19 protein-coding genes are annotated in these 22,043 nt (G+C 74.3%); 14 read left to right on the top strand and 5 right to left on the bottom strand.

Translation table 11 applies throughout. The features are described from left to right. Positions 1-4 precede the first annotated feature (4 nt). Positions 5-1,669, top strand: coding sequence for a phospho-sugar mutase (locus tag BFV98_RS15345; RefSeq protein ID WP_013284011.1), 1,665 nt, complete (start codon positions 5-7; stop codon positions 1,667-1,669). Between the two features lie 88 nt (positions 1,670-1,757). Here the strand turns inward: BFV98_RS15345 and BFV98_RS15350 are convergent, their stop codons facing one another. Then, positions 1,758-2,432: a GPP34 family phosphoprotein gene (locus BFV98_RS15350; protein WP_013284010.1), complete on the bottom strand. Its 675-nt coding sequence runs from the start codon at positions 2,430-2,432 to the stop codon at positions 1,758-1,760. Positions 2,433-2,625: 193 nt separating this feature from the next. Next, a complete protein-coding gene (gene upp, locus BFV98_RS15355) occupies positions 2,626-3,258 on the bottom strand; it encodes a uracil phosphoribosyltransferase (RefSeq protein WP_013284009.1) in 633 nt (210 codons plus the stop codon). 136 nt (positions 3,259-3,394) lie between these two features. On the opposite strand from upp, the gene deoC reads away from it, so the two are divergent. The 10 genes from deoC (at position 3,395) to BFV98_RS15405 (ending at position 15,552) form a co-directional block, all read left to right on the top strand. Next, complete coding sequence (gene deoC / locus BFV98_RS15360; protein WP_071096833.1) at positions 3,395-4,354, top strand: deoxyribose-phosphate aldolase; 960 nt, start codon at positions 3,395-3,397, stop codon at positions 4,352-4,354. Positions 4,355-4,359: 5 nt separating this feature from the next. Further along, positions 4,360-5,790: an aldehyde dehydrogenase family protein gene (locus BFV98_RS15365; protein ID WP_071096835.1), complete on the top strand. Its 1,431-nt coding sequence runs from the start codon at positions 4,360-4,362 to the stop codon at positions 5,788-5,790. Then, positions 5,783-6,607, top strand: coding sequence for an aldehyde dehydrogenase family protein (locus tag BFV98_RS15370; RefSeq protein WP_071096837.1), 825 nt, complete (start codon positions 5,783-5,785; stop codon positions 6,605-6,607). The genes BFV98_RS15365 and BFV98_RS15370 overlap by 8 nt, the downstream gene beginning before the upstream one ends. Before the next feature lie 887 nt (positions 6,608-7,494). After that, the gene (locus BFV98_RS15375) at positions 7,495-7,971 is read left to right on the top strand and encodes a BlaI/MecI/CopY family transcriptional regulator (protein ID WP_071096839.1); all 477 of its coding nucleotides are present in this window, start codon (positions 7,495-7,497) and stop codon (positions 7,969-7,971) included. A 10-nt stretch (positions 7,972-7,981) separates the two neighbouring features. Beyond that, a complete protein-coding gene (locus BFV98_RS15380; protein WP_013473979.1) occupies positions 7,982-8,887 on the top strand; it encodes a M56 family metallopeptidase in 906 nt (301 codons plus the stop codon). A 102-nt stretch (positions 8,888-8,989) separates the two neighbouring features. After that, positions 8,990-10,237 (top strand): cytochrome ubiquinol oxidase subunit I, encoded by a 1,248-nt coding sequence (locus tag BFV98_RS15385; protein ID WP_071096840.1) that lies wholly within the window; start codon positions 8,990-8,992, stop codon positions 10,235-10,237. Between the two features lie 11 nt (positions 10,238-10,248). Next, positions 10,249-11,256, top strand: a complete 1,008-nt coding sequence (locus tag BFV98_RS15390) for a cytochrome d ubiquinol oxidase subunit II (protein ID WP_071096842.1) — start codon at positions 10,249-10,251, stop codon at positions 11,254-11,256. After that, positions 11,253-12,932, top strand: a complete 1,680-nt coding sequence (cydD, locus tag BFV98_RS15395; protein WP_030270541.1) for a thiol reductant ABC exporter subunit CydD — start codon at positions 11,253-11,255, stop codon at positions 12,930-12,932. Before BFV98_RS15390 ends, cydD begins: the two co-directional genes overlap by 4 nt. Before the next feature lie 34 nt (positions 12,933-12,966). After that, positions 12,967-14,805 (top strand): thiol reductant ABC exporter subunit CydC, encoded by a 1,839-nt coding sequence (cydC, locus tag BFV98_RS15400; protein WP_071096844.1) that lies wholly within the window; start codon positions 12,967-12,969, stop codon positions 14,803-14,805. A gap of 63 nt (positions 14,806-14,868) precedes the next feature. Then, on the top strand, positions 14,869-15,552 hold the full coding sequence (locus tag BFV98_RS15405; RefSeq protein ID WP_071096846.1) for a permease prefix domain 1-containing protein: 684 nt from the start codon (positions 14,869-14,871) through the stop codon (positions 15,550-15,552). A gap of 69 nt (positions 15,553-15,621) precedes the next feature. Here the strand turns inward: BFV98_RS15405 and BFV98_RS15410 are convergent, their stop codons facing one another. Beyond that, entirely contained in the window at positions 15,622-15,963 is a 342-nt protein-coding gene (locus BFV98_RS15410) for a PadR family transcriptional regulator (RefSeq protein WP_013473973.1), read from the bottom strand. Positions 15,964-16,108: 145 nt separating this feature from the next. Here BFV98_RS15410 and BFV98_RS15415 point away from each other — a divergent pair, with 145 nt between their 5' ends. From BFV98_RS15415 to BFV98_RS15425, 3 genes are all read left to right on the top strand, one after another. Further along, positions 16,109-17,059: a DNA primase gene (locus tag BFV98_RS15415; protein ID WP_071096848.1), complete on the top strand. Its 951-nt coding sequence runs from the start codon at positions 16,109-16,111 to the stop codon at positions 17,057-17,059. 40 nt (positions 17,060-17,099) lie between these two features. Then, complete coding sequence (locus tag BFV98_RS15420) at positions 17,100-19,511, top strand: transposase (RefSeq protein ID WP_071096849.1); 2,412 nt, start codon at positions 17,100-17,102, stop codon at positions 19,509-19,511. A 121-nt stretch (positions 19,512-19,632) separates the two neighbouring features. Next, the gene (locus BFV98_RS15425) at positions 19,633-20,853 is read left to right on the top strand and encodes an ABC transporter substrate-binding protein (protein WP_013283995.1); all 1,221 of its coding nucleotides are present in this window, start codon (positions 19,633-19,635) and stop codon (positions 20,851-20,853) included. Between the two features lie 124 nt (positions 20,854-20,977). Here BFV98_RS15425 and BFV98_RS15430 read toward each other — a convergent pair whose 3' ends face one another. Further along, entirely contained in the window at positions 20,978-21,571 is a 594-nt protein-coding gene (locus BFV98_RS15430; protein WP_013283994.1) for an ATP/GTP-binding protein, read from the bottom strand. 1 nt (position 21,572) lies between these two features. After that, the gene (locus tag BFV98_RS15435; RefSeq protein WP_013473970.1) at positions 21,573-21,953 is read right to left on the bottom strand and encodes a DUF742 domain-containing protein; all 381 of its coding nucleotides are present in this window, start codon (positions 21,951-21,953) and stop codon (positions 21,573-21,575) included. Positions 21,954-22,043 lie beyond the last annotated feature (90 nt).

The raw sequence follows: 22,043 nt of genomic DNA on the forward strand, positions 1-22,043 counted from the left end.
GGCAATGGCGGCGGAAACCACTGACCTTGACGACCTTCGCGTACGCGCCGAGCGCTGGCTCGCCGACGACCCGGACCCGGACGACCGCGTCGAGCTGCGCACGGTCCTCGACGGGCTGCCCGGCACGGCGGCCGACCTGGCCGACCGGTTCGCCGGCCCGCTGACGTTCGGCACCGCCGGGCTGCGCGGCCCGCTGCGGGCCGGGCCGAACGGCATGAACCTCGCCGTGGTCACCCAGGCCGCCGCCGGGCTCGTCGGCTGGCTCGCCGCCCAGGGCGGCGAGGGCCCGCTGGTGATCGGGTACGACGCCCGGCGCGGCTCCCGTGCCTTCGCCGAGCGCACCGCACAGGTGGCCACCGGTGCTGGCCGCCCGGCGCTGCTGCTGCCCCGGCCGCTGCCCACGCCCGTGCTGGCGTTCGCGGTCCGGCAGCTCGGCGCGGTCGCCGGGGTGATGGTCACGGCCAGCCACAACCCGCCGCAGGACAACGGCTACAAGGTCTACCTGGGCGCGCAGCTCGGCGGTGAGCTCGGCGCCGGCGCGCAGATCGTGCCGCCCGCCGACGCCGGCATCGAGGCGGCCATCCGGGCGGTCGGCCCGCTCGCGGCGGTGCCGCTCGGCCCGGCCGGTCAGGTGCTCGGCGACGACATGGTGACCGCGTACGTGGAGCAGGCCGCCGCGGTGGTGGACCCGGCCGGACCGCGGGACCTGAAGGTGGCATACACGCCGCTGCACGGGGTGGGTGGCGCGGTGCTGACCGCCGCGTTCGCGCACGCCGGTTTCGGCGTTCCAGGCGTGGTGCCCGAGCAGGCCGAGCCGGACCCGGCGTTCCCGACCGTGAGCTTCCCCAACCCGGAGGAGCCGGGCGCGGTGGACCTCCTCGTCGCGCTCGCCGACCGCACCGGCGCCGACCTCGCCGTCGCCAACGACCCGGACGCGGACCGCTGCGCGGTGGCCGTACGCGACGCCGGGTCCTGGCGGATGCTGCGCGGCGACGAGGTGGGCGCGCTGCTCGCCGACCACCTGATGCGGCGCGGCGTGACCGGCCTGTATGCCACCACGATCGTGTCGTCGGCGCTGCTGCGGGCCATGGCGGCGGCCCGGGGCCTGCCCTACGACGAGACGCTCACCGGGTTCAAGTGGATCGTGCGGGCCGGCGGGGGCCGGGAGCCGCTGGTGTACGGCTACGAGGAGGCGCTGGGCTACTGCGTCGCGCCGGGTCACGTCCGGGACAAGGACGGCATCACCGCCGCGCTGACGGTCGCCGAGCTGGCCGCCGGTCTCAAGGCCGAGGGCCGTACGCTCCTCGACCGGCTGGACGAGCTGGCCGCCGAGTTCGGTGTGCACCACACCGAGCAGCTCTCGGTCCGGGTGGAGGACCTGCGGGTGATTGCGGACTCGATGGCGCGGATCCGGGCGGCCACCCCGACCACGCTGCTCGGGCAGCCGGTGACCGAGGCGTCCGACCTGCTCCCCGACGCGGACGTAGTGATCCTGCGTACCGGCGCGGCCCGGGTGGTGATCCGGCCGTCGGGCACCGAGCCGAAGCTCAAGGCGTACCTGGAGGTGGTGGAGCCGGTGACCGGCGGCGACGTGCCCGCGGCCCGGCAGCGCGCGCGGGCCGCCGTCACCGAGCTGCGCAACGAGATCGCCGCCGCCCTGGGCCTCTGACCCCTGGTGCAAGGAAGGGCCCCTTGTTAACGCCTGGCGTTAACAAGGGGCCCTTCCTCTACCGGAGGCGTTAAGAGGGGGCCCTTCCTTACCGCTTGCCGAGGGCGGCGTCCACGGCCTGGCCCAGCGCGGCGATGACCAGGCTGATCGACGGGCGTACGACGCTGTCGTCCAGGCTCACCGTGCCGGAGAACCCGGCGCCGGCCGCGATCTCCTCCAGGCGCCGGCCGGCGTCCTCGGCGGCCGGGCCGGTCAGCCCCAGCGCGGGTTCCATCCGCAGCACCGCGACCAGCGTGGCCAGCGCGGCGGTCCGCTCGTCCGGGAGCTGCCCGCTGGTCAGCGCGTCGGCCAGCCGCTGCCGGATGTCCGCCTCGACCGAGGCGTCGGCCACCGGGTAGCGGTGCACGTGGATGAAGCCCAGCTCGGTCTCGTCGACGTCGCGGACCACGCCCCGGCCGCAGAGGTCGGAGAGGATCCGGTCGCGCAGCCCGTGCCGCAGTCGCTGCACCCACGACGACGGCGTGTGCGGGGTATCCGCGGCGATCTTGGCGAGTACGGCGTCCGCGATCGGCTCGCCGGTCGGGGCCGGGTCGACCACCGCCAGGTTCCCGTCCGCGTACGCGACCCGTCCGGCCAGGGCCAGCTCGACCAGCACCGCGGCGGCCATGCCCAGGTCCAGGCTGATCCGTGGCATGGTGGCCTTGCCGGTTTCGTCGTCATACGCGAGGAGCAGCAGCTCCTCGGCGAGCGCAACACCAGTCATGGCCCGGAACGCTAGCGCCTCCCCGCACCCCCGCGCATCGACTCGCCGGGGCCGCCCGATTCACGGCGAGAGGGCCCTTCCCCGCGGGAAAGGGCCCTCTCCACCGAATCGCCGGATTGCCGGATTGCCGGCGGCGCGGCGACGCCGGAACCCCGGCGTCGCCGGTGCCGGATCCGGAACCCGGACGGCCTGGTCAGAAGCGGGGCATGCCGCCGAACTGGCGGTCGCCGGCGTCACCCAGGCCGGGGACGATGAACTTCGAGTCGTTCAGTCCCTCGTCGATCGAGGCGGTGACCAGGCGCAGCGGCAGGCCGGAGCGCTCCAGCCGCTCGATGCCGACCGGGGCGGCCAGCACGCACAGCACGGTGATGTCGGTGCAGCCCCTGTCGGCGAGCAGCCGGCAGCAGTGCTCCAGCGAGCCGCCGGTGGCGAGCATCGGGTCGAGCACCAGCACCGGCAGGCCGCTGAGGTCGCGCGGCAGCGACTCCATGTACGCGCGGGGCTCGTACGTCTCCTCGTCGCGGGCCAGGCCGACGAAGCCCATCGACGACTCGGGCAGCAGGCCGAGCGCGGCGTCGGCCATGCCGAGACCGGCCCGCAGCACCGGCACCAGCAGCGGCGGGTTCGCCAGCCGGCTGCCCTCGGTGGCGGTGACCGGGGTCTGGATCGAGTACTTCTCGACCGGGAAGGAGCGCGCGGCCTCGTACACCAGCATGGTGGTGAGTTCGCGCAGCGCCGCCCGGAACGACGACGAGTCGGTCCGGGCGTCCCGCATGGCGGTCAGCCGCGTCTGGGCGAGCGGATGGTCAATGACGTGTACGTCCACGATCGCTCAACCTACCGTTTGGCGGTCCGGCGCAGGGCGGGTGCGGTACGACCAGCGACACCGCTCACGTATGGCGCTCACGACCGGTCGTCCGTGAGCAAGATCACTCGACTCGCGGGTGCGTACTATTCGGGGCATGACGGCGACAACGACGTCGGCCCGGTCGGACCTCACCGAGCTGGGACGATCCGAGACCGCTCTGCGGACCTTCCTGCACGGCCTGCCCGGCGTGGACCAGGTCGGCGCGGAGCAGCGGGCGGCGCAACTCGGCACCCGCTCCATCAAGACCACAGCCAAGGCCGAGGCGATCGACCTGGCGATCCGGATGGTCGACCTGACCACCCTCGAAGGGGCGGACACCCCGGGCAGGGTACGGGCGCTGGCCGCGAAGGCGCTGCGCCCCGACCCGGCCGACCCGAGCTGCCCGCACGTCGGCGCCGTCTGCGTCTACCCGTCGATGGTCCCGTACGTGGCCGAGGTGCTGCGCGGCAGCGGCGTGCACCTGGCCAGCGTGGCGACCGCGTTCCCGTCCGGCCAGGCCCCGCTGGAGATCAAGCTCGCCGATGTGCGGGCGGCGGTCGAGGCGGGCGCGGACGAGATCGACATGGTGATCAACCGGGGCGCGTTCCTGGCCGGGCGCTACTCCGAGGCCTACGACGAGATCGTGGCCACCAAGGAGGCATGCGGGGACGCGCACCTCAAGGTGATCCTGGAGACCGGCGAGCTGGCCACGTACGACAACGTGCGCCGGGCGTCATGGCTCGCCATGCTCGCGGGCGGCGACTTCATCAAGACCTCCACCGGCAAGGTCCCGGTCGCGGCCACCCTGCCGGTGACGCTGGTGATGCTGGAGGCGGGCCGCGACTTCCGCGCCGCCACCGGGCGTCAGGTCGGCGTCAAGCCGGCCGGTGGCATCAAGACCACCAAGGACGCGATCAAGTACCTGGTCATGGTCAACGAGACAGTCGGCGCCGACTGGCTGAGCCCGGACTGGTTCCGGTTCGGCGCGTCGAGCCTGCTCAACGACCTGCTCATGCAGCGCACCAAGCTGACGACCGGCGTCTACGCCGGCCCCGACTACTTCACCCTGGACTGAACGCGATGTTCGAATACGCACCCGCCCCCGAGTCCCGCTCGGTGGTGGACATCAAGCCCTCGTACGGGCTCTTCGTCGACGGCGCGTTCGTCGACCCGGCCTCCGGCGGCAGCTTCAAGTCGGTGAACCCGGCCTCCGAGGAGGTGCTGGCCGAGATCGCCGAGGCCGGCGCCGAGGACGTGGACCGCGCGGTCCGCGCCGCCCGCAGCGCGTACGAGAAGGTCTGGGGTCCGATGCCGGGCCGCGACCGGGCCAAGTACCTGTTCCGGATCGCCCGGATCATTCAGGAGCGCTCGCGTGAGCTGGCGGTGCTGGAGTCGCTGGACAACGGCAAGCCGATCAAGGAGTCCCGCGACGTCGACCTGCCGCTGGTCGCCGCGCACTTCTTCTACTACGCGGGCTGGGCCGACAAGCTCCCCCACGCGGGCTTCGGCCCCGACCCGAAGCCGCTCGGCGTGGCGGCCCAGGTCATCCCGTGGAACTTCCCGCTGCTCATGCTGGCGTGGAAGATCGCCCCGGCGCTGGCCGCAGGCAACACGGTGGTGCTCAAGCCGGCCGAGACCACCCCGCTCACCGCGCTGCTGTTCGCCGAGATCTGCCAGCAGGCCGACCTGCCCGCCGGCGTGGTGAACATCGTCACCGGCGCCGGCGACACCGGCCGGGCGCTGGTCGAGCACCCGGGCGTGGACAAGGTCGCGTTCACCGGCTCCACCGAGGTCGGCCGCGCCATCGCCCGCTCGGTCGCCGGCACCCGCAAGAAGCTCACGCTGGAGCTGGGCGGCAAGGCCGCGAACATCGTCTTCGACGACGCCCCGATCGACCAGGCCGTCGAGGGCATCGTCAACGGCATCTTCTTCAACCAGGGCCACGTCTGCTGCGCCGGCTCCCGGCTGCTGGTCCAGGAGTCGGTGGCCGACCAGGTGCTGGAGTCGCTCAAGCGCCGGATGGCCCAGCTTCGGGTCGGCGACCCGCTGGACAAGAACACCGACATCGGCGCGATCAACTCGGCCGAGCAGCTCGCCCGCATCCGGGAGCTGTCCGACGCCGGGTCCGCCGAGGGCGCGGAGCGCTGGTCGCCGCCGTGCGAGCTGCCCGAGCGTGGCTTCTGGTTCGCGCCGACCATCTTCACCGGCGTCACCCAGGCCCATCGGATCGCCCGCGAGGAGATCTTCGGCCCGGTGCTGTCCGTGCTCACGTTCCGCACCCCGGCGGAGGCCGTCGAGAAGGCCAACAACACGCCGTACGGGCTGTCGGCCGGGATCTGGACCGACAAGGGTTCCCGGATCCTGTGGCTGGCCGACCGGCTGCGCGCGGGCGTGGTGTGGGCCAACACGTTCAACAAGTTCGACCCGACGTCGCCGTTCGGCGGCTACAAGGAGTCGGGCTACGGTCGCGAGGGCGGCCGGCACGGGCTGGAGGGGTACCTCAATGTCTGAGCGGGTCGCGGTACGCAAGACGTACAAGCTCTTCATCGGCGGGAAGTTCCCGCGCAGCGAGTCGGGACGGTCGTATCTCGTGCAATCCGCGAACGTGTCTCTTGCCTCCCGGAAGGACGCGCGGGACGCGGTAGTCGCCGCCCGCGCCGCGGTGAAGGGCTGGGCCGGGGCGACCGCGTACAACAGGGGTCAGATCCTCTACCGGGTCGCCGAGATGCTGGAGGGCCGGCGCGAGCAGTTCGTCGCCCTGGGCGTCCCGGCCGACGAGGTGGACGCGGCGATCGACCGCTGGGTCTGGTACGCCGGTTGGTCCGACAAGCTGGCCCAGGTGTACGGCGGGGCGAATCCGGTGGCCGGCCCGTACTTCAACCTGTCCGCGCCGGAGCCCACCGGCGTGGTGGCGGTGGTGGCACCCGAGGAGCCCGCGCTGCTCGGCCTGGTGAGCGTGATCGCCCCGGCGATCGTCACCGGCAACACGGTGGTGGTGGCCGCCTCCCCGGCGGCGCCGCTGGCGGCGGTGACGCTGGCCGAGGTGCTCGCCACCTCCGACCTGCCCGGCGGGGTGGTCAACATCCTCACCGGCCGGCTGACCGAGACCGTGCCGACGCTCGCCGCGCACATGGACGTCAACGCGATCGACCTGACCGGCGTCGCCGACGCCGACCTGGCGGCCGACCTGGAGATCAAGGCCGCGGAGAACCTCAAGCGGGTGCTCCGGCCGGCCCCGGCCGACCACGACTGGTACGCCGATCCCGGCATCACCCGGATGACCACGTTGCTGGAGACCAAGACGGTCTGGCACCCGAAGGGCGTCTGACCGGCGCAGCCCAAGTCCGGCCCGAAGTGGCGGCACACCCCCAGCCGGGTTGCCGCCACTTCCCCTTCCACCCACCTCCCCGAGCCGGTGCCGATCTCACCAGGCGCCCCCACCAAGATCGACGCAATTCCCCCGAAGTGGCCACATCAGCCACCCCCGGACAACACCACCTCCCCGAGCCGGTGCCGACCTTGCTCCAACCTGCCCCCTCGGCCAGCAAGATCAACCCCAGCTCCGCGAAGTGGCCGCATCCCACCCGCCCCAGATAACGCCACCTCCCCGAACCAGCGTGGATCTTGTCCACGCACCCCACCCCGGACTTCAAGATCAGCACCAGCACGGCGAGGTGGCTGCATCAACCCGCCCGGGACAGCGCCACCTTCCCGAACTGGCGTGGATCTTGCCCGCGGTGCCCGCCCGGATCAGCAGGATCAACACCAGACCCCGGAGTGGCTTGGGCAACGCCCCGATGCCGCCCGAAGCCAGCAAGATCAACACCAGCTCCGCGAAGTGGCCACATCGACCAGCCCGGGACGGCGCCACCTCCCCGAGCCGCGTTGATCCCACCCGGAGCACCCATACGGAATGACCAAGATCAACACCAGTGCGCCGAAGTGGCTGCATCGACCGACGCGGGACGGCACCACTTCCCCGAACTGGCGTGGATCTTGCCGACGGGCGCCCACACGACCGCGGCATGGTCGGCACCGGTTCGCCGGGAAGCGGCCCGGACTCCCCGTCAGCAAGATCGACACCAGTACGCCGAAGTGACTGCATGGACCGACGCAGGACGGCACCACTTCCCCGAGCTGGTGTTGATCTTCGGGAGCGGGGAACGGGGACCGGGGGCGACGGAAGGGATCTACTACCGGGGGTAGGATTGACGGGTGACTCGGCTGGGGGACCTTGAGCGTGCGGTGATGGACGTGCTGTGGGACGCGGCGCCCGCCTCGTCGGACGGGGTGACCGTGCGCGAGGTCGCCGACGCCCTGGACGGCCGGGAACTCGCCTACACCACTGTGATGACCGTGCTCGACCGGCTCGCCGGCAAGGGCATGGTGCAGCGCGAGCGGGAGGGCCGCGCCTGGCGTTACCGTCCGGCCGCCACCCGCGAGGCGCACATCGCCCAGCTCATGCTCGAAGCCCTCGACCTCGGCGGCAGCCGGGACGCCGCGCTCGTGCGTTTCGCCCGCTCGGTGACCGGCACGGAGGCGGACGTGCTCCGCGCCGCGCTCGGCGCCGAGGCCGGGGCCGGGGCCGCGCTCGGCGCCGAGGCCGGGGCGACTGTCGAGGACGGACCGGCCGGCCGGGTCGAGAACCCCCGGCCCGGCCGGCCGGCGCTCGACGAGGCGACGGACCGGTAGGGCGGCTGCCGTGGCGTACGCCCTGCACTTCGCCGCGATCATCCTGGCCTGCTGGCTGACCGCGCAGGTCCTCGCCGCCGCGCGCTGGACCTGGCGGGCACCCCGGGTGGCGATCATCTGCTGGCAGGCGGTCGGGCTGGCGCTCGGCCTGTCGGCCATGGGGCTGCCGATGGCGCTGGGGCTCGACGCGTACGACCGGGCGACCGGGCACGCGCTGCTGGCGCTGGCCGACGACCTGGCCCACGGCACTCTGCCGGCCGGTGTGGGCGCGGTGCACCTCAGCCTGGTCGGCGTCGGTCTCGGCATCGGCGCGGTGCTGCTCACCACGACGGTCCGCAGCCTGCACGGCGCGGTCCGCGCGCAGCGCCGGCACCGGGAGCTGCTGCACCTGGTGGCCCGGCGTGACCCGACGGTGCCCGGCGCGCTGGTGCTCGACCACCCGAGCGCGGCGGCGTACTGCCTGCCCGGGGTTCGTCCCCGGGTGGTGGTGAGCGCGGGCACGCTCGACCTGCTCGATCCGGCCGAGCTGGCGGCGGTGCTCACCCACGAGCGGGCGCACGCCCAGGAGCGGCACGATCTGGTGCTGCTGCCGTTCACCGCGCTGTGCCGGGCGCTGCCCTGGTTCCGGTGGGTGCGGGACGCGCACGCGCGGGTGGCGCTGCTGGTCGAGATGCGTGCCGACGACAAGGCCCGGGAGCTGCACGCGGACGCGCCGCTGGCCGGTGCGCTGCGCCGGTTCGCCGCCGCCGAGCACCGGGTGCAGCCGGCCGGCACGCTCGGACTCGGCGACCGCGACCTCGACGTACGCGTGCAGCGGCTGCTCGTCGCGGACCGCCCGCCGCGGGTGCTCGGCGCGATGGCGCTGGCTGTCGCGGGCACGCTCGTCTCCCTGCCGTTCGCCCTGTTCCTGAGCTGACGTCGCCCCCTACGGGACTTCTCCGGGTTCGCCGCTCCTATAGGTAGCGAGGCTACGTGTAGGTTGGCTACGACAAGAGAGCCAACCCATGGGAGGACGACAGTGGACCCGCTGCTCCTCGCCCGCCTCCAGTTCGCCACCACCACCTCGATCCATTTCCTGTTCGTGGCGGTCACACTCGGCCTGGTCACGCTCCTGGTCGGGTTGCAGACGGCCGGCTACCTGACCGGCAAGCCGGTGTACGAGCGGCTGACCCGGTTCTGGGGCCAGCTCTACGTGATCAACTACGTGCTCGGCATCGCCACCGGCATCGTCATGGAGTTCCAGTTCGGCCTGAACTGGAGCGGGCTGTCGCGCTACGTCGGGAACGTCTTCGGCGCGCCGCTGGCCATCGAGACGCTGGTGGCGTTCTTCCTGGAGTCCACGTTCCTCGGCATGTGGATCTTCGGGTGGCACCGGCTGCGGCGCGGCGTGCACCTGGCGCTGCTCTGGGGCGTGGCGATCACCGCGTACGCCTCGGCCTTCTGGATCATGGTCGCGAACGCCTGGCTGCAGAACCCGGTCGGGTACGAGGTCCGCGACGGCGTCGCCCACCTCACCGACTTCGGCGCGCTGCTCACCAACCCGACGTTCGGCATGGCGTTCGGTCACGTGATCTCGGCGAGCCTGGTCACCGGCGGGCTGCTGATGGCCGCGGTGAGCGCCTGGCACCTGCTGCGGCGTACTCCCGACTACGCGCTGTTCCGCACCTCGCTGCGGCTCGGCCTGGTCACCGCGGCCCTGGCGGTCAGCATGCTCCAGGGCTTCGGCTTCGCCCAGTTCGGGCCGGTCGGGCAGCTCCAGCCGACCAAGTTCGGCGGCGGGCCGGAGCGGGACGCGCTCGTCGCCGACTGGACCGCGCGCTTCGGCCCCGGCGACTGGGAACCGCCGGTGCTCTCCAACGTCGGCCTCGGCTTCATGATCCTGATCGGCTTCACGCTCGGCGCGCTCTGGCTCCTGCTGCCGCTGCTCTGGCGCGACTGGATCATCAGGTTGAAGGCGCCGCTCTGGCTGATCCTGCTCGGCCTGCCGCTGCCCTTCGTGGCGATGCTGCTCGGCTGGATCGCCCGCGAGGTCGGCCGCCAGCCCTGGGCCGCGTACGGGCTGCTGCCCACCGCGCAGGCCGTCTCGCCGGTCTCACCGGGGCTGATGCTCACCTCGCTGATCGGGTTCAGTCTGCTGCTCGGCGCGCTCGCGGTGACCAACTGGACGCTGATGGCCCGGCACGCCGCCCGTGGAGCGCAGGACCCCGCGCTCGGCCGCCCGCCCACGCCCGACAGCGACGCCCACCACCAGCCCGTGTTCGTCTGAGGGAGCCCGACGTGGAACTCGCCTGGTACGCCCTGCTCGGCCTCTTCTTCGCCACCTACCTCGTGCTCGGCGGCTACGACTACGGCGTCGGCCTGCTGCTGGCCCGACGTGGCCCGGCACCGGGCAACCGGGCCACGCTCACCGCGCTCGGGCCGTTCTTCCTCGGCAACGAGGTCTGGCTGGTCGCCGCCGTCGGCATCCTGTTCGGCGCGTTCCCCAGGCTGGAGGGCGAACTGCTCTCCGGCTTCTACCCGGCCGTGCTCGCCGCGCTGGCGGGTGTGGTGCTGGTGACCGCCGGGGTGCAGTTGCGCAGCCGCCCGGCCTCCGCCGCCGCCCGCGCCCGCTGGGACCGGGTGGTGGTGGTCGGCTGCCTGCTCGCCGCGCTGGGCTGGGGCGCGGTGCTCGCCGGGCTGCTCCAGGGCGTGCCGTTGAGCGCCGACGGCCACGTGGTCGGTGTCGGTCATCTCGCCACCCCGTTCGCCGCCGCCGCCGGGCTGGCGCTGCTCGCGCTGGTGGCGGTGCACGGTGCGACGTTCCTCACGCTCCGGCTGCCCGCCGCCGAGGCCCCGGCGCTCGCCCGGCTGGCGAGCGGCCTGGTGCCCGCCGCACTCGTCGCGGTCGGCGCGGCCACCGTCCTGGGTGTGCTCTCCGATCGGGTACGCGCCGCTGTGGCGCGCCCGGCTGTCGCCGTACTCCTGCCGTTGGCGCTCGTGGCGGCGCTGCTGGCGGCCCGCGCGGCGCTGCGGCGGGGCCGGGCCGGGGTGGCCTTCGCGGCGACCGCGACGGCGCTGGCGCTTCCGGCGCCGCTGATCGGGGCCGCGCTCTGGCCCCGGATCCTGGTCTCCATCACCGACCCGGCGGCGTCGCTGACGGTGGCCGAGGCGGCCGCCGCCCGCCCGACGCTGGCGCTGTTGGGATGGCTCGCGTTACCGCTCCTGCCGGCCCTACTAGGCTTTCAGGCGATGTGCTGGTGGGTTTTCCGGGGACGGATCGACGGCAGGGCACCGGTGTACTGGTGAACCGCCGCCCGTTCGACCCGCGTCTGCTGCGTCGGGTCCCCGCGGCCCGGCGCGACCTCGCCGTGCTCGCGGTGCTGGGCGGGCTCACCGCACTGCTGGTGATCGCCCAGGCCACCGCGCTGGCGACGCTGCTGGCGACGGCGTTCGACGGGCGGCTGCACCGGCCGGCGCTGGCCGGTCTCGTGGCCGCTGTCGCCGGGCGGGCGCTGGTGAGCTGGGCGCAGGGCACCGTGGCGGCGCGGGCCGCCGCCACAGTGAAGGCGGCGCTGCGCGCCGACCTGCTCGGCGCGGTCGGCCGGCACGGCCCCACCTGGGTCGCCGGACAGCGGGCCGGGCAGCTCGCCACGCTGGCCGGGCGCGGCCTGGACGCGCTCGACCCTTACTTCACCGGCTACCTGCCACAGCTCGTGCTGAGCGTCACGGTGCCGGTGGCGGTGCTGGCCCGGATCGTGTTCGCCGACTGGAGCTCGGCGCTGATCATCGCGCTCACCATCCCGCTCATCCCGATCTTCGGCGCGCTGCTCGGCTGGCAGGCGCAGGCCGCCACCGAACGGCAGTGGCGGCGGCTGTCGCTGCTCGGCGGGCACTTCCTCGACATGGTGGCCGGGCTGCCCACGCTGCGCGCGTTCGGCCGGTCCCGGGGGCAGGTCGACGTGGTACGCCGGATGGCCGACGGCCACCGCCAGGCCACCATGAAGACGCTGCGGATCGCGTTCCTGTCCGCGCTGGTGCTGGAGCTGGTCGCCACGCTCTCCGTCGCGCTGGTCGCGGTGCCGGTCGGCATCCGGCTGCTCGGCGGCGGCCTCACGCTCTCCACCGCGCTGCTGGTGCTGCTGCTCACCCCGGAGGCGTACCTGCCGCTGCGGGCCGCGGGCAGCCGGTTCCACGCCAGCATGGAAGGACTCACCGCGCTGGACGAGGCGCTCACACTCTCCGCCACCGACGCGCCCGCCACCGCCGAACCGCGCCGTCCGGCGCCGCGCGGCCGGGGTGAGATCCGCTTCGAGGGCGTAACGGTCGCGTACGACCGGACCACAGCGCTGCGCGACGTCACGCTGACCGTCCGGCCCGGCGACCGGGTGGCGATCATCGGGCCCAGCGGCGCGGGCAAGAGCACGCTGCTCAACCTGCTGCTCGGCTTCGTCGCACCGACCTCGGGCCGGGTCACGGTCGACGGGGTGGACCTGGCCGGCGTCGACCTCGACGCCTGGCGGCGCGAACTGGCCTGGGTGCCGCAGCGGGCGCACCTGTTCGCCGGGTCGCTCGCCGACAACATCCGCCTGGGCGCACCGGAGACCCCTGACGCCGCGCTCGCCGCGGCGGTCACCGGCGCCGCGCTCGACGAGGTGGTAGGCGCCCTGCCCGACGGGCTGGACACCCGCCTGGGCGAGCGCGGTCACGGCCTGTCCAGCGGTCAGCGGCAGCGTGTCGCCCTGGCTCGTGCGTTCCTGCGGGACGCGCCGATCGTGCTGCTCGACGAGCCGACAGCGCGGCTGGACAGCGCCAGCGAGGCGGTCGTGCTGGACGCGACCCGGCGGCTGGTCGCCGGACGTACCGCGCTGCTCGTCGCGCACCGGCCCGCGCTGCTCGCCGACGCCGACCGGATCCTGCGCGTCGAGGACGGCCGGGTCACCGAACTGCACCCGACCGCCACCGGACCGGCGGTGCCGCGATGATCCCCGTCTCCCCCACCCGCCCGGTGGTGACCCGGTGACCGCCGCCGACGGCGTGACGCCTGTGGGCCGCGAGCCGGCCGGGCCGACGGGGGTTCCGGTGCCGCCCTCCGGCTCGCCGGAACCGCCCGCGCCCGCCCGGCCCGGCGCGGAACGTGCGGTGCTGCGCCTGGCCCGGCCCTACCTGAGCCGGCTGCTCGGCGCCGGGCTGCTCGCCGCCGCCACCGAGTTCGCCGGCTTGGCGCTGATGGCCACCGCCACCTGGCTGCTGATGAGCGCCGCCGGCCGTCCGCCGCTGGACCGGCTGACGGTGGCGATCGTCGCGGTCCGGGCACTGGCGGTCAGCCGGGGCGTGTTCCGGTACACCGAACGGCTCGCCGGGCACGACGCCGTCCTCCGCATGATCACCGACGTGCGGGCGCGCGTCTTCGCCACGCTCGCCGCCCGCCGGGAGACCGGCCGCCGTACCGGGGACGCGCTGAGCCGGCTGGTGTCGGACGTGGAGGCGGCCCAGGATCTGCTCCTGCGCGTCCTCGTACCGGGTGCGGCGGCAGCGCTGGTCAGCGTGCTCGCGGTCGGCGTCGCCGCGCTGATCTCGCCACCGGCCGCCGGTGTGCTCGCGCTCGGCCTGCTCGTGGCGGGCGTGGCGCTCCCCGCGCTCGCCGCCCGGATCACCCGCCGCGCCGCCGACGAGGTGGCCCCGCTGCGGGGCGCGCTCGCCGTCGACGCGGTCGACCTCACCCACGGCGCCGCCGACCTGGCCGCGTTCGGCGCGACAGGCGCCGCGCTCGCCGCCGCCGACGAGCGGGCCGGACGACTGGCCCGGCTGGAACGAAGGCTCGCCGCGACCGGCTTCGCGGTGGACGCGCTCGGCGTCCTCGTGGCTGCTCTCACCGCCGCCGCCGTGGTGGTCGTGGCGCTGCGCGCCGAGGTCGGCGGCGTGCTCGTCGGCGTCCTCGCGGTCGGCTCGCTCGCCGCCGTGGAGGTGGCGCTCGCGCTCGTCGCGGCGGCCCGCCAGCGCACCCAGCTGCGGGCCGGGCTGGCCCGGGTCGCCGACCTGCTCACCGAGCCTGGCCCGGCGACCCCACCGGACGCGCCGGAGCCCACTGTCGACGGCCACGACGTGCGGTTCGCCGACGTGACGGTCCGCTACCGGGCCGGCGCCGCCCCCGCCCTGGCCGGGTTCGGCCTCGACCTGCCGGCCGGCCGGCGGGTGGCGGTGGTCGGGCCGAGCGGCGCCGGCAAGAGCACGCTCGCCGCGGTGCTCACCGGCGCGGTACGCCCCGACACCGGCCGCGTCACCGCCGGCGGCGTGCCGGTGTCCGAGATCCCGGCCGAGCACCTGCCCCGGGTGGTCGGCGGCCTGCTCGCCGAGGCGTACGTCTTCCACGCCACGGTCAAGGAGAACCTGCTCCTCGGCCGGCCGGACGCCACCGAGGCGGACCTGGTCGCCGCGACCCGGGCGGCCGGACTGCTCGACTGGGTACGCGAACAGCCAGACGGCTGGGACACGGTGGTCGGCGAGCAGGGCGGGCAGCTCTCCGGCGGGCAGCGGCAGCGGCTCGCGCTGGCCCGCGCGCTGCTGGCCGCCCCACCGGTGCTGGTGCTCGACGAGCCGACCGAGGGGCTCGACCCGGCGGCCGCCGACGCGGTGCTGGACTCCACGCTCGCCGCCACCCCGGCCGGGCACTCGGTGCTGCTGATCAGCCACCGGCTCAGCGGCCTCGCCGGGTTCGACGAGATCGTGGTGCTCGAAGGCGGCCGGATGGTGCAGCGCGGCCGGCACGACGAGCTGGTGGCGCGCCCCGGCTGGTACCGGGAGCAGTGGCTGCGCCAGGAGGCGGCCGAGCGCGGCTACCTGGCGATCACGCCCTGACGTCCGGCCGATCGGGGTTTTCCCTGACGCGGGTTGTCGCCCGCCGGTGGCAGGCTTACCCGCATGCGGGTGCATGAGGAGGCAGTGGTCGACCGCCGGCTGCACGAGTTGTCCACGCGGTTGCACGGACCGAACCGGCTCAAGGCCGACCTGCTGACCGAGGCGCGGCACGCGCTGGAGGACGCCGTCGAGGCGTACCGGGAAGGGGGCCTGCCGCGCGCGGAGGCGCAGCGGCGGGCGGTCGCCGAGTTCGGCAGCGACGCCCAGCTCGTGCCGGGTTTCCAGGCCGAGCTGGCGGTCGGCGCGCTGCGCGGGCTGGCGCTGCGCACGCTCGTGGTGGCGGTGGTGCTCATCGCCGCCGGTGACCTGACCTGGCAGGGGTCGAGCTGGAGCGACGGTCCGCCCCCGCCACAGAGCTACCTGCTGCTCTCCGCCGCGCTGAACGGCATCTGGGGCGTGGTCGCCGCGCTGGCGCTGGTCGCGCTGCTGGTCGGTCCGCTGGTCGCCCGGTGGGGTTCACCGCGGCTCGTCCGCCCGGCGCGGCTGATCGGTTTCGGTCTGACCGGCAGCCTGCTGCTCGGCGCGGTCGCCGGGGGCGCGCTGTTCGGCTGGTCGATCGGGCTGTGGGACGCCGCGCTCACCTGGCCGCCCCTGGTCATCGGGATGATGGTGGTCTCGGCGGCCTGGTTCGCGCTGGCCCGGGCGGCCCGCTGCTGGGTGCTCGCCGACCGCCGGCTGGCCGGCTGAGCGGCCGCCCCTCGGGCTTGCTGCTCGGGCGTCCGGCTGCCCGCTCGGCGGGCCGGGCTGCCGCCGCGGTCAGGCCGGTGCGGTGGGTGGCTCGTCCGCGCCGAGGAACCGTCCGACGGTGGCGCTGAACTCGCGCCAGCCGGCCCGCTCCCCCGCCAGCGCCCGGCCGCCGGCATCGGTCAGCTCGTAGGTGCGGCGCTCCCGGCCGTTCACAGTGCTCCAGGTGCTCGCCACCAGCCCGGCCCGCTCCAGCCGGCGCAAAGCCGGATAGATGGTCCCGGTGGGCAGATCCAGCGTGCCGCCGCTGCGGGCACGCAACGCCTCGATGATCGCGTAGCCGTGCAGCGCGCCCCGTTCCAGCACGGCGAGCAGCAGCGCGTCCAGGTGTCCGTGCAGCGCCTGCGCCTTCATGCGTAGCAACGCTACTTGTCGCGCCGCCGCGACGCCAAGGGGTGCGACTCCCGGTCGGAACCGTCGCCCACTAGGGTATGTGCGCAGAGTCACTCGGCGGCGCGACGCCGTCGGGTGGGCAACCCGAACGCACACGGAGGTCAGCGTGGCCCGCCAGTCGCCCCAACGGCCCGACGCCGACGAGCCCGAGCTCGACGACACCGACGCCGCCGCCGCGGCCGACGAGGTCGAGGAGGACCGCCCGCCGGCCGACCGCGCGCTCTGGGACGAGGTGCGGATCGACCCGGTGGAGATCGCCCTGCCCGCCGGCACCGGCTTCACGCTGCGGGCGTACCGGCAGGCGCGCGAGCTGACCCCGACCGACGTCGCCGAGCGCGACCAGGACGACCCGTTCCTGGCCCGCCGTCAGGTCGTCGAGACCGAGGAGGACGAGGAGGTGGTGATCCTCGACGAGGAGTTCGCCGCCCTCTCCGCCGAGGAGGACGACGAGGACGAGGAGAAGGACGCCAAGTCCCGCCGCAAGGGCAAGGCCGACGCCTCGGACGACGAGAAGGCCGAGGCCGGCGAGGACGACGCCGAGGACGACGAGGACGAGGACGAGGCGGGCGACGAGGAGGTGCCGGTCTTCCTCACCCACAAGGGCCGGCTCCTGCTGTTCAAGACGCCGGAGTCATTGGTCACTTTCATCCGTTCCGGTGCGCCCAACGACCTGTCCCAGCTGGACAGTTGGAATGAACTGTCCGAACGGCTGGAGCCGGCCGACATCGCCCCGCTGGACGAGGACACGTACGAGCTCGACCTGGTGGTGGAGAACCTGCGCGGCGGCCACGACGCGTGGGACCACGAGCTGCTCATCGAAGCCGGTGAGATCGCCCGTGACCTGGCGTACGCCCTGCGGCTACCCGCCGTGCTGGACATGCTCTCGGCGGGCTCCAGCCTGGACGACCTGGACGAGGCGCTGCGCGCTTCCGTCAACGGTGGCGTCGGTGGTTTCCTGGGTCGTCGGCGGCTGAAGAAAATCGGGGCACAAACCGCAAGTTTGGGTTGGCGCACCATTGTCGGCAAGATCTCTGCGGTTGTGGACTGGCGCGACTGACCCGGAGCGGGGAGCATCAGTCTCTGGCAGAGCAAGACCTGTGTCCCGGGAGGAGGACGACGCCGTGGCGCTCGTGCGCGTGTACTGCGGTCTGGCCTCGGCAGATCCGGCCGACCGAACGGCTTCGGCCGGAACGACGCTGACGTCCGCTGTGGTCGACGACGCAGGCCGTCTGCTGCACGTCTGCGAGATCGGTGACGATCCCGCCGGTTACGCCCGGCTGGTCGCGCTGCTGGTGGAACGGTCCGGCGGTCCGAGCGGCGCGGCCATCGCCGCGGACAGCGACGACCACATCGTCACCTCGCTGCTGAGCGCCGCCGGCCGCCCGCTGGCGATCGCGGACGACGACTCGGTCGACGACTTCGCCGAGCGCTTCGCCGACGACGACTCCCTGGAGGAGATGCAGTCCCCGCCCGCCGAGCGCCGGGCGGTCGGGCTGGCCCGTGCGCTTCAGGCCGGCGCGCTCTCCGCGGTGACCCTCCCGGCGCCGCGCGAACTCGCCGGATACACGCAGGTCCTGGCCGCGCACGCGGCGCTGGCGAGTGGCCGTCACTCCGCCGCCGTGACACTGCGCGAGGTGCTCCGCGAGCTCTACCCGGCCGCGCTGCGGGCCTACCCGGATCCTGCCGACCGGGTCGCCCTGGCGGTCCTCGACGCGCTGCCCGAGCCGGGGATGCTCACCGGCCCCGCGGGCCGTGGTGGCCGGGACGGCGCGCTGGCCGCCGACGCGGTCGTCGCGCAGCTGGCCAGCGAGGGCGTGGCCGACGCCGACGCCGTCTCCGACGCGGTGACCGCGCTGCGTGTCGCCATCTCCGAGACGCCCCGGCGGGCCACCGTCAACCGCACGCTCACCGCGGCCGTCGCCGAGACCGTACGCCAGGCCGTCGCCTCCGTCCGGACCTGTGACGCCGGCTGCGACGCGCTCGTCGGCGCGCTCGCCGAACGCACCGCTCCCACTCCCGCGACCGGCCGCCGGGCCGCCGCCCGACGGGGCGAGCAGGTCGACGAGCTGGCCTCGACGCCCGCGGCCGACCTGCGTCCGGTGCGCTCCATCCAGCCGGACCCGATCGCCGAGCCCCACCGCGGTCGTCCCGAGCCGGCCGGGGCACCCGAGCCGGCCGGTCGTCGCGGTCGTCCCGAGCCGCTCCCCGGCGGGCGGCGCAGCCGTCCGGAGCCGGTGTCCGGTCCGGCCGCCACGACGACGCCCCGGCCGCTCGGCCCGCCACCTGTCGCGCCCGCGCCCGTCACGCCGCCGCCGGTCGCCCCGGCGCCGGTCACGCCCGTCGCTCCGGCAGCAGCACTGGGCCGGCCGTCCTCGGCTCCCCCGGCGCGGCCCGAGCCGACCGGCGCGCCGCTGCCGTCGCGGGTGGACGGCCCCACCAACCGGCCGGTCTCCGCGCCGCCTCCGCCGCCACCCGGGATCACGCCGATCGCCCCGTCCCCGCGCGGCGCCGTGCCGCCGGCCGAGGCCGGCGAGCCGTTCCGCCCGACGCTCACCACCGCGGCGATCAACAAGGCGCGGGCCGAGCGGCAGCGCACAGTCATCCCGCCCCGGCCGAAGACCAACCAGAACCCGCACCAGGAACCGCCCACCGGTGGATTCAGCGCCACCGACCTGAGCATCCCGGTGCCGGCCCCGCGTCCGCCCGCGCCGGAGGCGCCGCCGGGCTCCCGGGCGAACTGGCCGCTGGTGAACACCGAGGACGACACCGCCCGGGAGCGGGAGGGCACCACCTACCCGTACGGGCGGGGCGTGGACGCGCCGAGCGACCCGGGCCGGGTCACGCCGCCGTGGCTCGCCGACGACCTGCCGCAGGAGCCGCCGATGCTGCGGCTGGTGGAGCCGCCGCCGCTCGCCGACCGCGCGCTGCGCGACGAGATGGGCCGGCCGGCCGACCCCGGCCTGGAGACGCCCCCGCTGCGTCTCGTCGACCAGGGCGACCCGGGCCGCGTACCGCTGCCCGCCGCGCCCGAGCGGCGTCCCGCCCCGAAGGAGCACCGGCCGCCGCCGGTCTCCGACGAGGGTGACGGCGACCTGCTGATCTTCGCGCAGGCCAAGTCCGCCTGGTTCGTCGGCCACGGCGACGAGGCCGACCTGGAGTGGTCGACCACCGCCGACACCGGCTGGCAGGCGGCCGAGCAGGCGGCCCGCCCGGCCGTCGGCGCGGAGACCAAGGCCGGGCTGCCGAAGCGCGTGCCGCAGGCCAACCTGGTCCCGGGCTCCCCGCTGCGCGAGGAGCGTCCTCTGCGGATCGTCCGGAACGCGGCGAGCCTCGCCGAGAACACCACCGGATACTTCCGGGGCTGGCGGCGCGGCCAGGAGATCGGCGGCTTCGCCGTGGGCGGCCGTCCGGGCCGTGAGGCGGCCGGCGGCTGGGACTTCACCCGCGACACCGGCGACCGCGACGACGACCGGGAGTACGAGTACCGCTCGGCGGGCTACCGCTCCTGACCGGGCCCGCCGGGGTGTTCCATCCCACACCGGGACGATTTGACGCTGGGCTGGACCGGCCGGGAACATACCCGGCGGACCAGCGGCGGCGCCTGTTCGCCGGGGTGGGAAGGCGATTCCATTGGCGACACCGGCGTTCGACTCCACTGTGCTCACCCGGCGGGGCGTCCTCGCCGCCGCTGCCGGGAGCCTGCTGCTCGCCGGGTGCGCGCCGCAGGGCCAGCGGCCGGACGACGGCCCGTCCAGCAGCGCGCCGAGCGACCAGGACCTGATCGTCGGCGCGAGCCTGGAACTGACCGGCGCCGGGTCGCTGCTCGGCGTCGCCCAGCGGCAGGCCCTTCAGCTCACCGCCGACTCGCTCAACCGCACCGGCCTGCCGGTCGGGAACCTGGTCCGGTCGGTCCGGCTCCAGATCCTGGACAACGGCAGCAATCCCGAGGTCGCCGCCCGCCACGCCGCCGAGTTCACCCGGGCCGGCGCCCAGGCGCTGATCGGCGGCGTGCTCGGCGAGACCTCGGTGGCCCTCGCGGCGGCCGCCCAGCGGGTCAAGACGCCCTTCCTGTCGCTCGGCTACGGTGACCGCATCGCGCTGCCGCTGGACGAGCGCACGTTCACCTACAAGCTCACCCCGGACGCCGTCGACATGGCACGTCGCCTGGTGGAGCTGTTCGAGTCCAAGAAGATCCGGCGGGTGTCGGTGCTCGCCGCCGACGGGATGCACGGCGACTCGGGTGTGCGGGCGATGCGGGAGGCGCTCGCCGACAGCAGCACCGACCTGGCCCGCACGGTACGCCTTCCGGCGACCGGCCGGCGCTTCCGTACCGCCGCCGAGCGCGTCGCCGGGGGCCAGCGGGACGGCGTGGTGGTCTGGGCTACCGCACCCGACTCCGGTGTCGCGGCACGGGAGCTGCGCGCCGCCGGTCACCGCGGCCCGATCTTCTTCGACGCCGGCGCGGTCGCCGACGACACCGTCCAGGGGGCGAACGCCGCCGCCGTGGAGGGCGCGTACGCGGTGCACCCGGCCTGCCTGGACGTCTCCGCTGCGACCGCCACCACGACGGCGCAGCTGGCCCGCCGGGACTTCGTCAACCGCTACACGCAGCGGCACGGCGTCAGCCCGGACTTCGCCCCGTACGCCTCGGACGCGCTCCAGCTCCTCGCCACGTCGGCGCGGATGGCGACGAGCCTGGACCGGGGCCGGCTGCGGGCGCTCCTCCAGGCGCAGACCGTCGAGGGCATCGCCGGCGGATACGCGTTCCGCGCCGACCGGCACGGCGGCATGGAGCCCGACTCGCTCGCCGTTTACCAGGTGTTCCGGGGCAACTGGACCCGGTACGCCTGACCTCACCCGTCGCCCGGTGACCGTCCCGCCTGGAGGGTCACCGGGCGATCGCGTACCGTGTCCGCCCCCAGACGGCAGGAAGCGCCCGGTGGCCCTGAGGCCGCCGGGCGCTTCCGCGCGTCGGTCAGGCGGGCGCGACGGCCCGCGAGCGCCGCATGGTGAGCACGTACTCGACCAGCGAGATCAGCACGTGCTTCGTGGACTCCCGGTTCCGGGCGTCGCACGGCACCACCGGCACGTCGCGGGAGATCGCCAGCGCGTCCCGGACGTCCTGCGGATCGTGGTACTGCATGCCGTCGAAGCAGTTGATGGCGATCAGGTACGGCAACCGCCGGTGCTCGAAGAAGTCGATCGCGGCGAAGCAGTCGGCGAGCCGGCGGGTGTCGACCAGCACCACCGCGCCGATCGCACCCCGGACCAACTCGTCCCACATGAACCAGAACCGCGTCTGACCCGGAGTACCGAACAGGTACAGGATCAGATCCCGGTCGATCGAGATACGACCGAAGTCCATCGCCACCGTGGTCGTCGTCTTACCCGGCACCTGCCGGGTGTCGTCGACGCCGACACCGGCGGAGGTCATGATCGCCTCGGTGGTCAGCGGCGTGATCTCGGAGACCGAGCCGACCAGCGTCGTCTTGCCGACGCCGAACCCACCGGCGATAACGATCTTCGCCGACGTCACTCGGCCGCTCGGGGCCGGCGGCCGGTGCGACATGTCAGAGCCTGCGAAGTCCACTCAGCACCCTCTCCAGCAGTTCAGTGCCCACCGCGTCGTCGGAGTCGTCCAAGATGGTCGGCTCGTGGACCGCGACCAGGCCGTCCGTCGCCATGTCGGCGATGAGCACCCGGGCCACGCCGAGCGGAAGCTGCATCCGCGCCGCGATCTCGGCGAGCGACTGCACACGTCCGTCACACAACGCGGCGATGTACTGGTGTTCACGACCGTGGCCGCCACCATTGCCAGTGGCAACCGCTCGGCCGCGCACCGTCGTCTCGACGAGTGCCTCCAGGGCGATGTCGAGCCGGGGACGGGTACGGCCGCGGGTAACGGCGTACGGCCGGACCAACGCTCCGGTCGGCTCGTCACGATCCGCCATTTCGCCGCTCACCTCCCTCGTACCCGGCACCGGCTCGCCCCGGTGGCATCCGTCGCTGTCGTAGTTGTTCCCGCACCTGACCCACCGGCC

Origin of the sequence: Micromonospora sp. WMMB235 (assembly GCF_001855515.1) — a bacterium.
Classification (GTDB): Bacteria; Actinomycetota; Actinomycetes; order Mycobacteriales; family Micromonosporaceae; genus Micromonospora; species Micromonospora aurantiaca.

Excerpts from the sequence above, each read along its gene's own strand:
- BFV98_RS15430 (WP_013283994.1), bottom strand. The coding sequence starts at position 21,571 with ATGTCGCACCGGCCGCCGGCCCCGAGCGGCCGAGTGACGTCGGCGAAG.
- BFV98_RS15410 (WP_013473973.1), bottom strand. The coding sequence starts at position 15,963 with ATGAAGGCGCAGGCGCTGCACGGACACCTGGACGCGCTGCTGCTCGCC.
- BFV98_RS15345 (WP_013284011.1), top strand. The coding sequence starts at position 5 with ATGGCGGCGGAAACCACTGACCTTGACGACCTTCGCGTACGCGCCGAG.
- BFV98_RS15405 (WP_071096846.1), top strand. The coding sequence starts at position 14,869 with ATGCGGGTGCATGAGGAGGCAGTGGTCGACCGCCGGCTGCACGAGTTG.
- deoC (WP_071096833.1), top strand. The coding sequence starts at position 3,395 with ATGACGGCGACAACGACGTCGGCCCGGTCGGACCTCACCGAGCTGGGA.
- BFV98_RS15370 (WP_071096837.1), top strand. The coding sequence starts at position 5,783 with ATGTCTGAGCGGGTCGCGGTACGCAAGACGTACAAGCTCTTCATCGGC.
- BFV98_RS15350 (WP_013284010.1), bottom strand. The coding sequence starts at position 2,432 with ATGACTGGTGTTGCGCTCGCCGAGGAGCTGCTGCTCCTCGCGTATGAC.
- BFV98_RS15435 (WP_013473970.1), bottom strand. The coding sequence starts at position 21,953 with ATGGCGGATCGTGACGAGCCGACCGGAGCGTTGGTCCGGCCGTACGCC.
- BFV98_RS15365 (WP_071096835.1), top strand. The coding sequence starts at position 4,360 with ATGTTCGAATACGCACCCGCCCCCGAGTCCCGCTCGGTGGTGGACATC.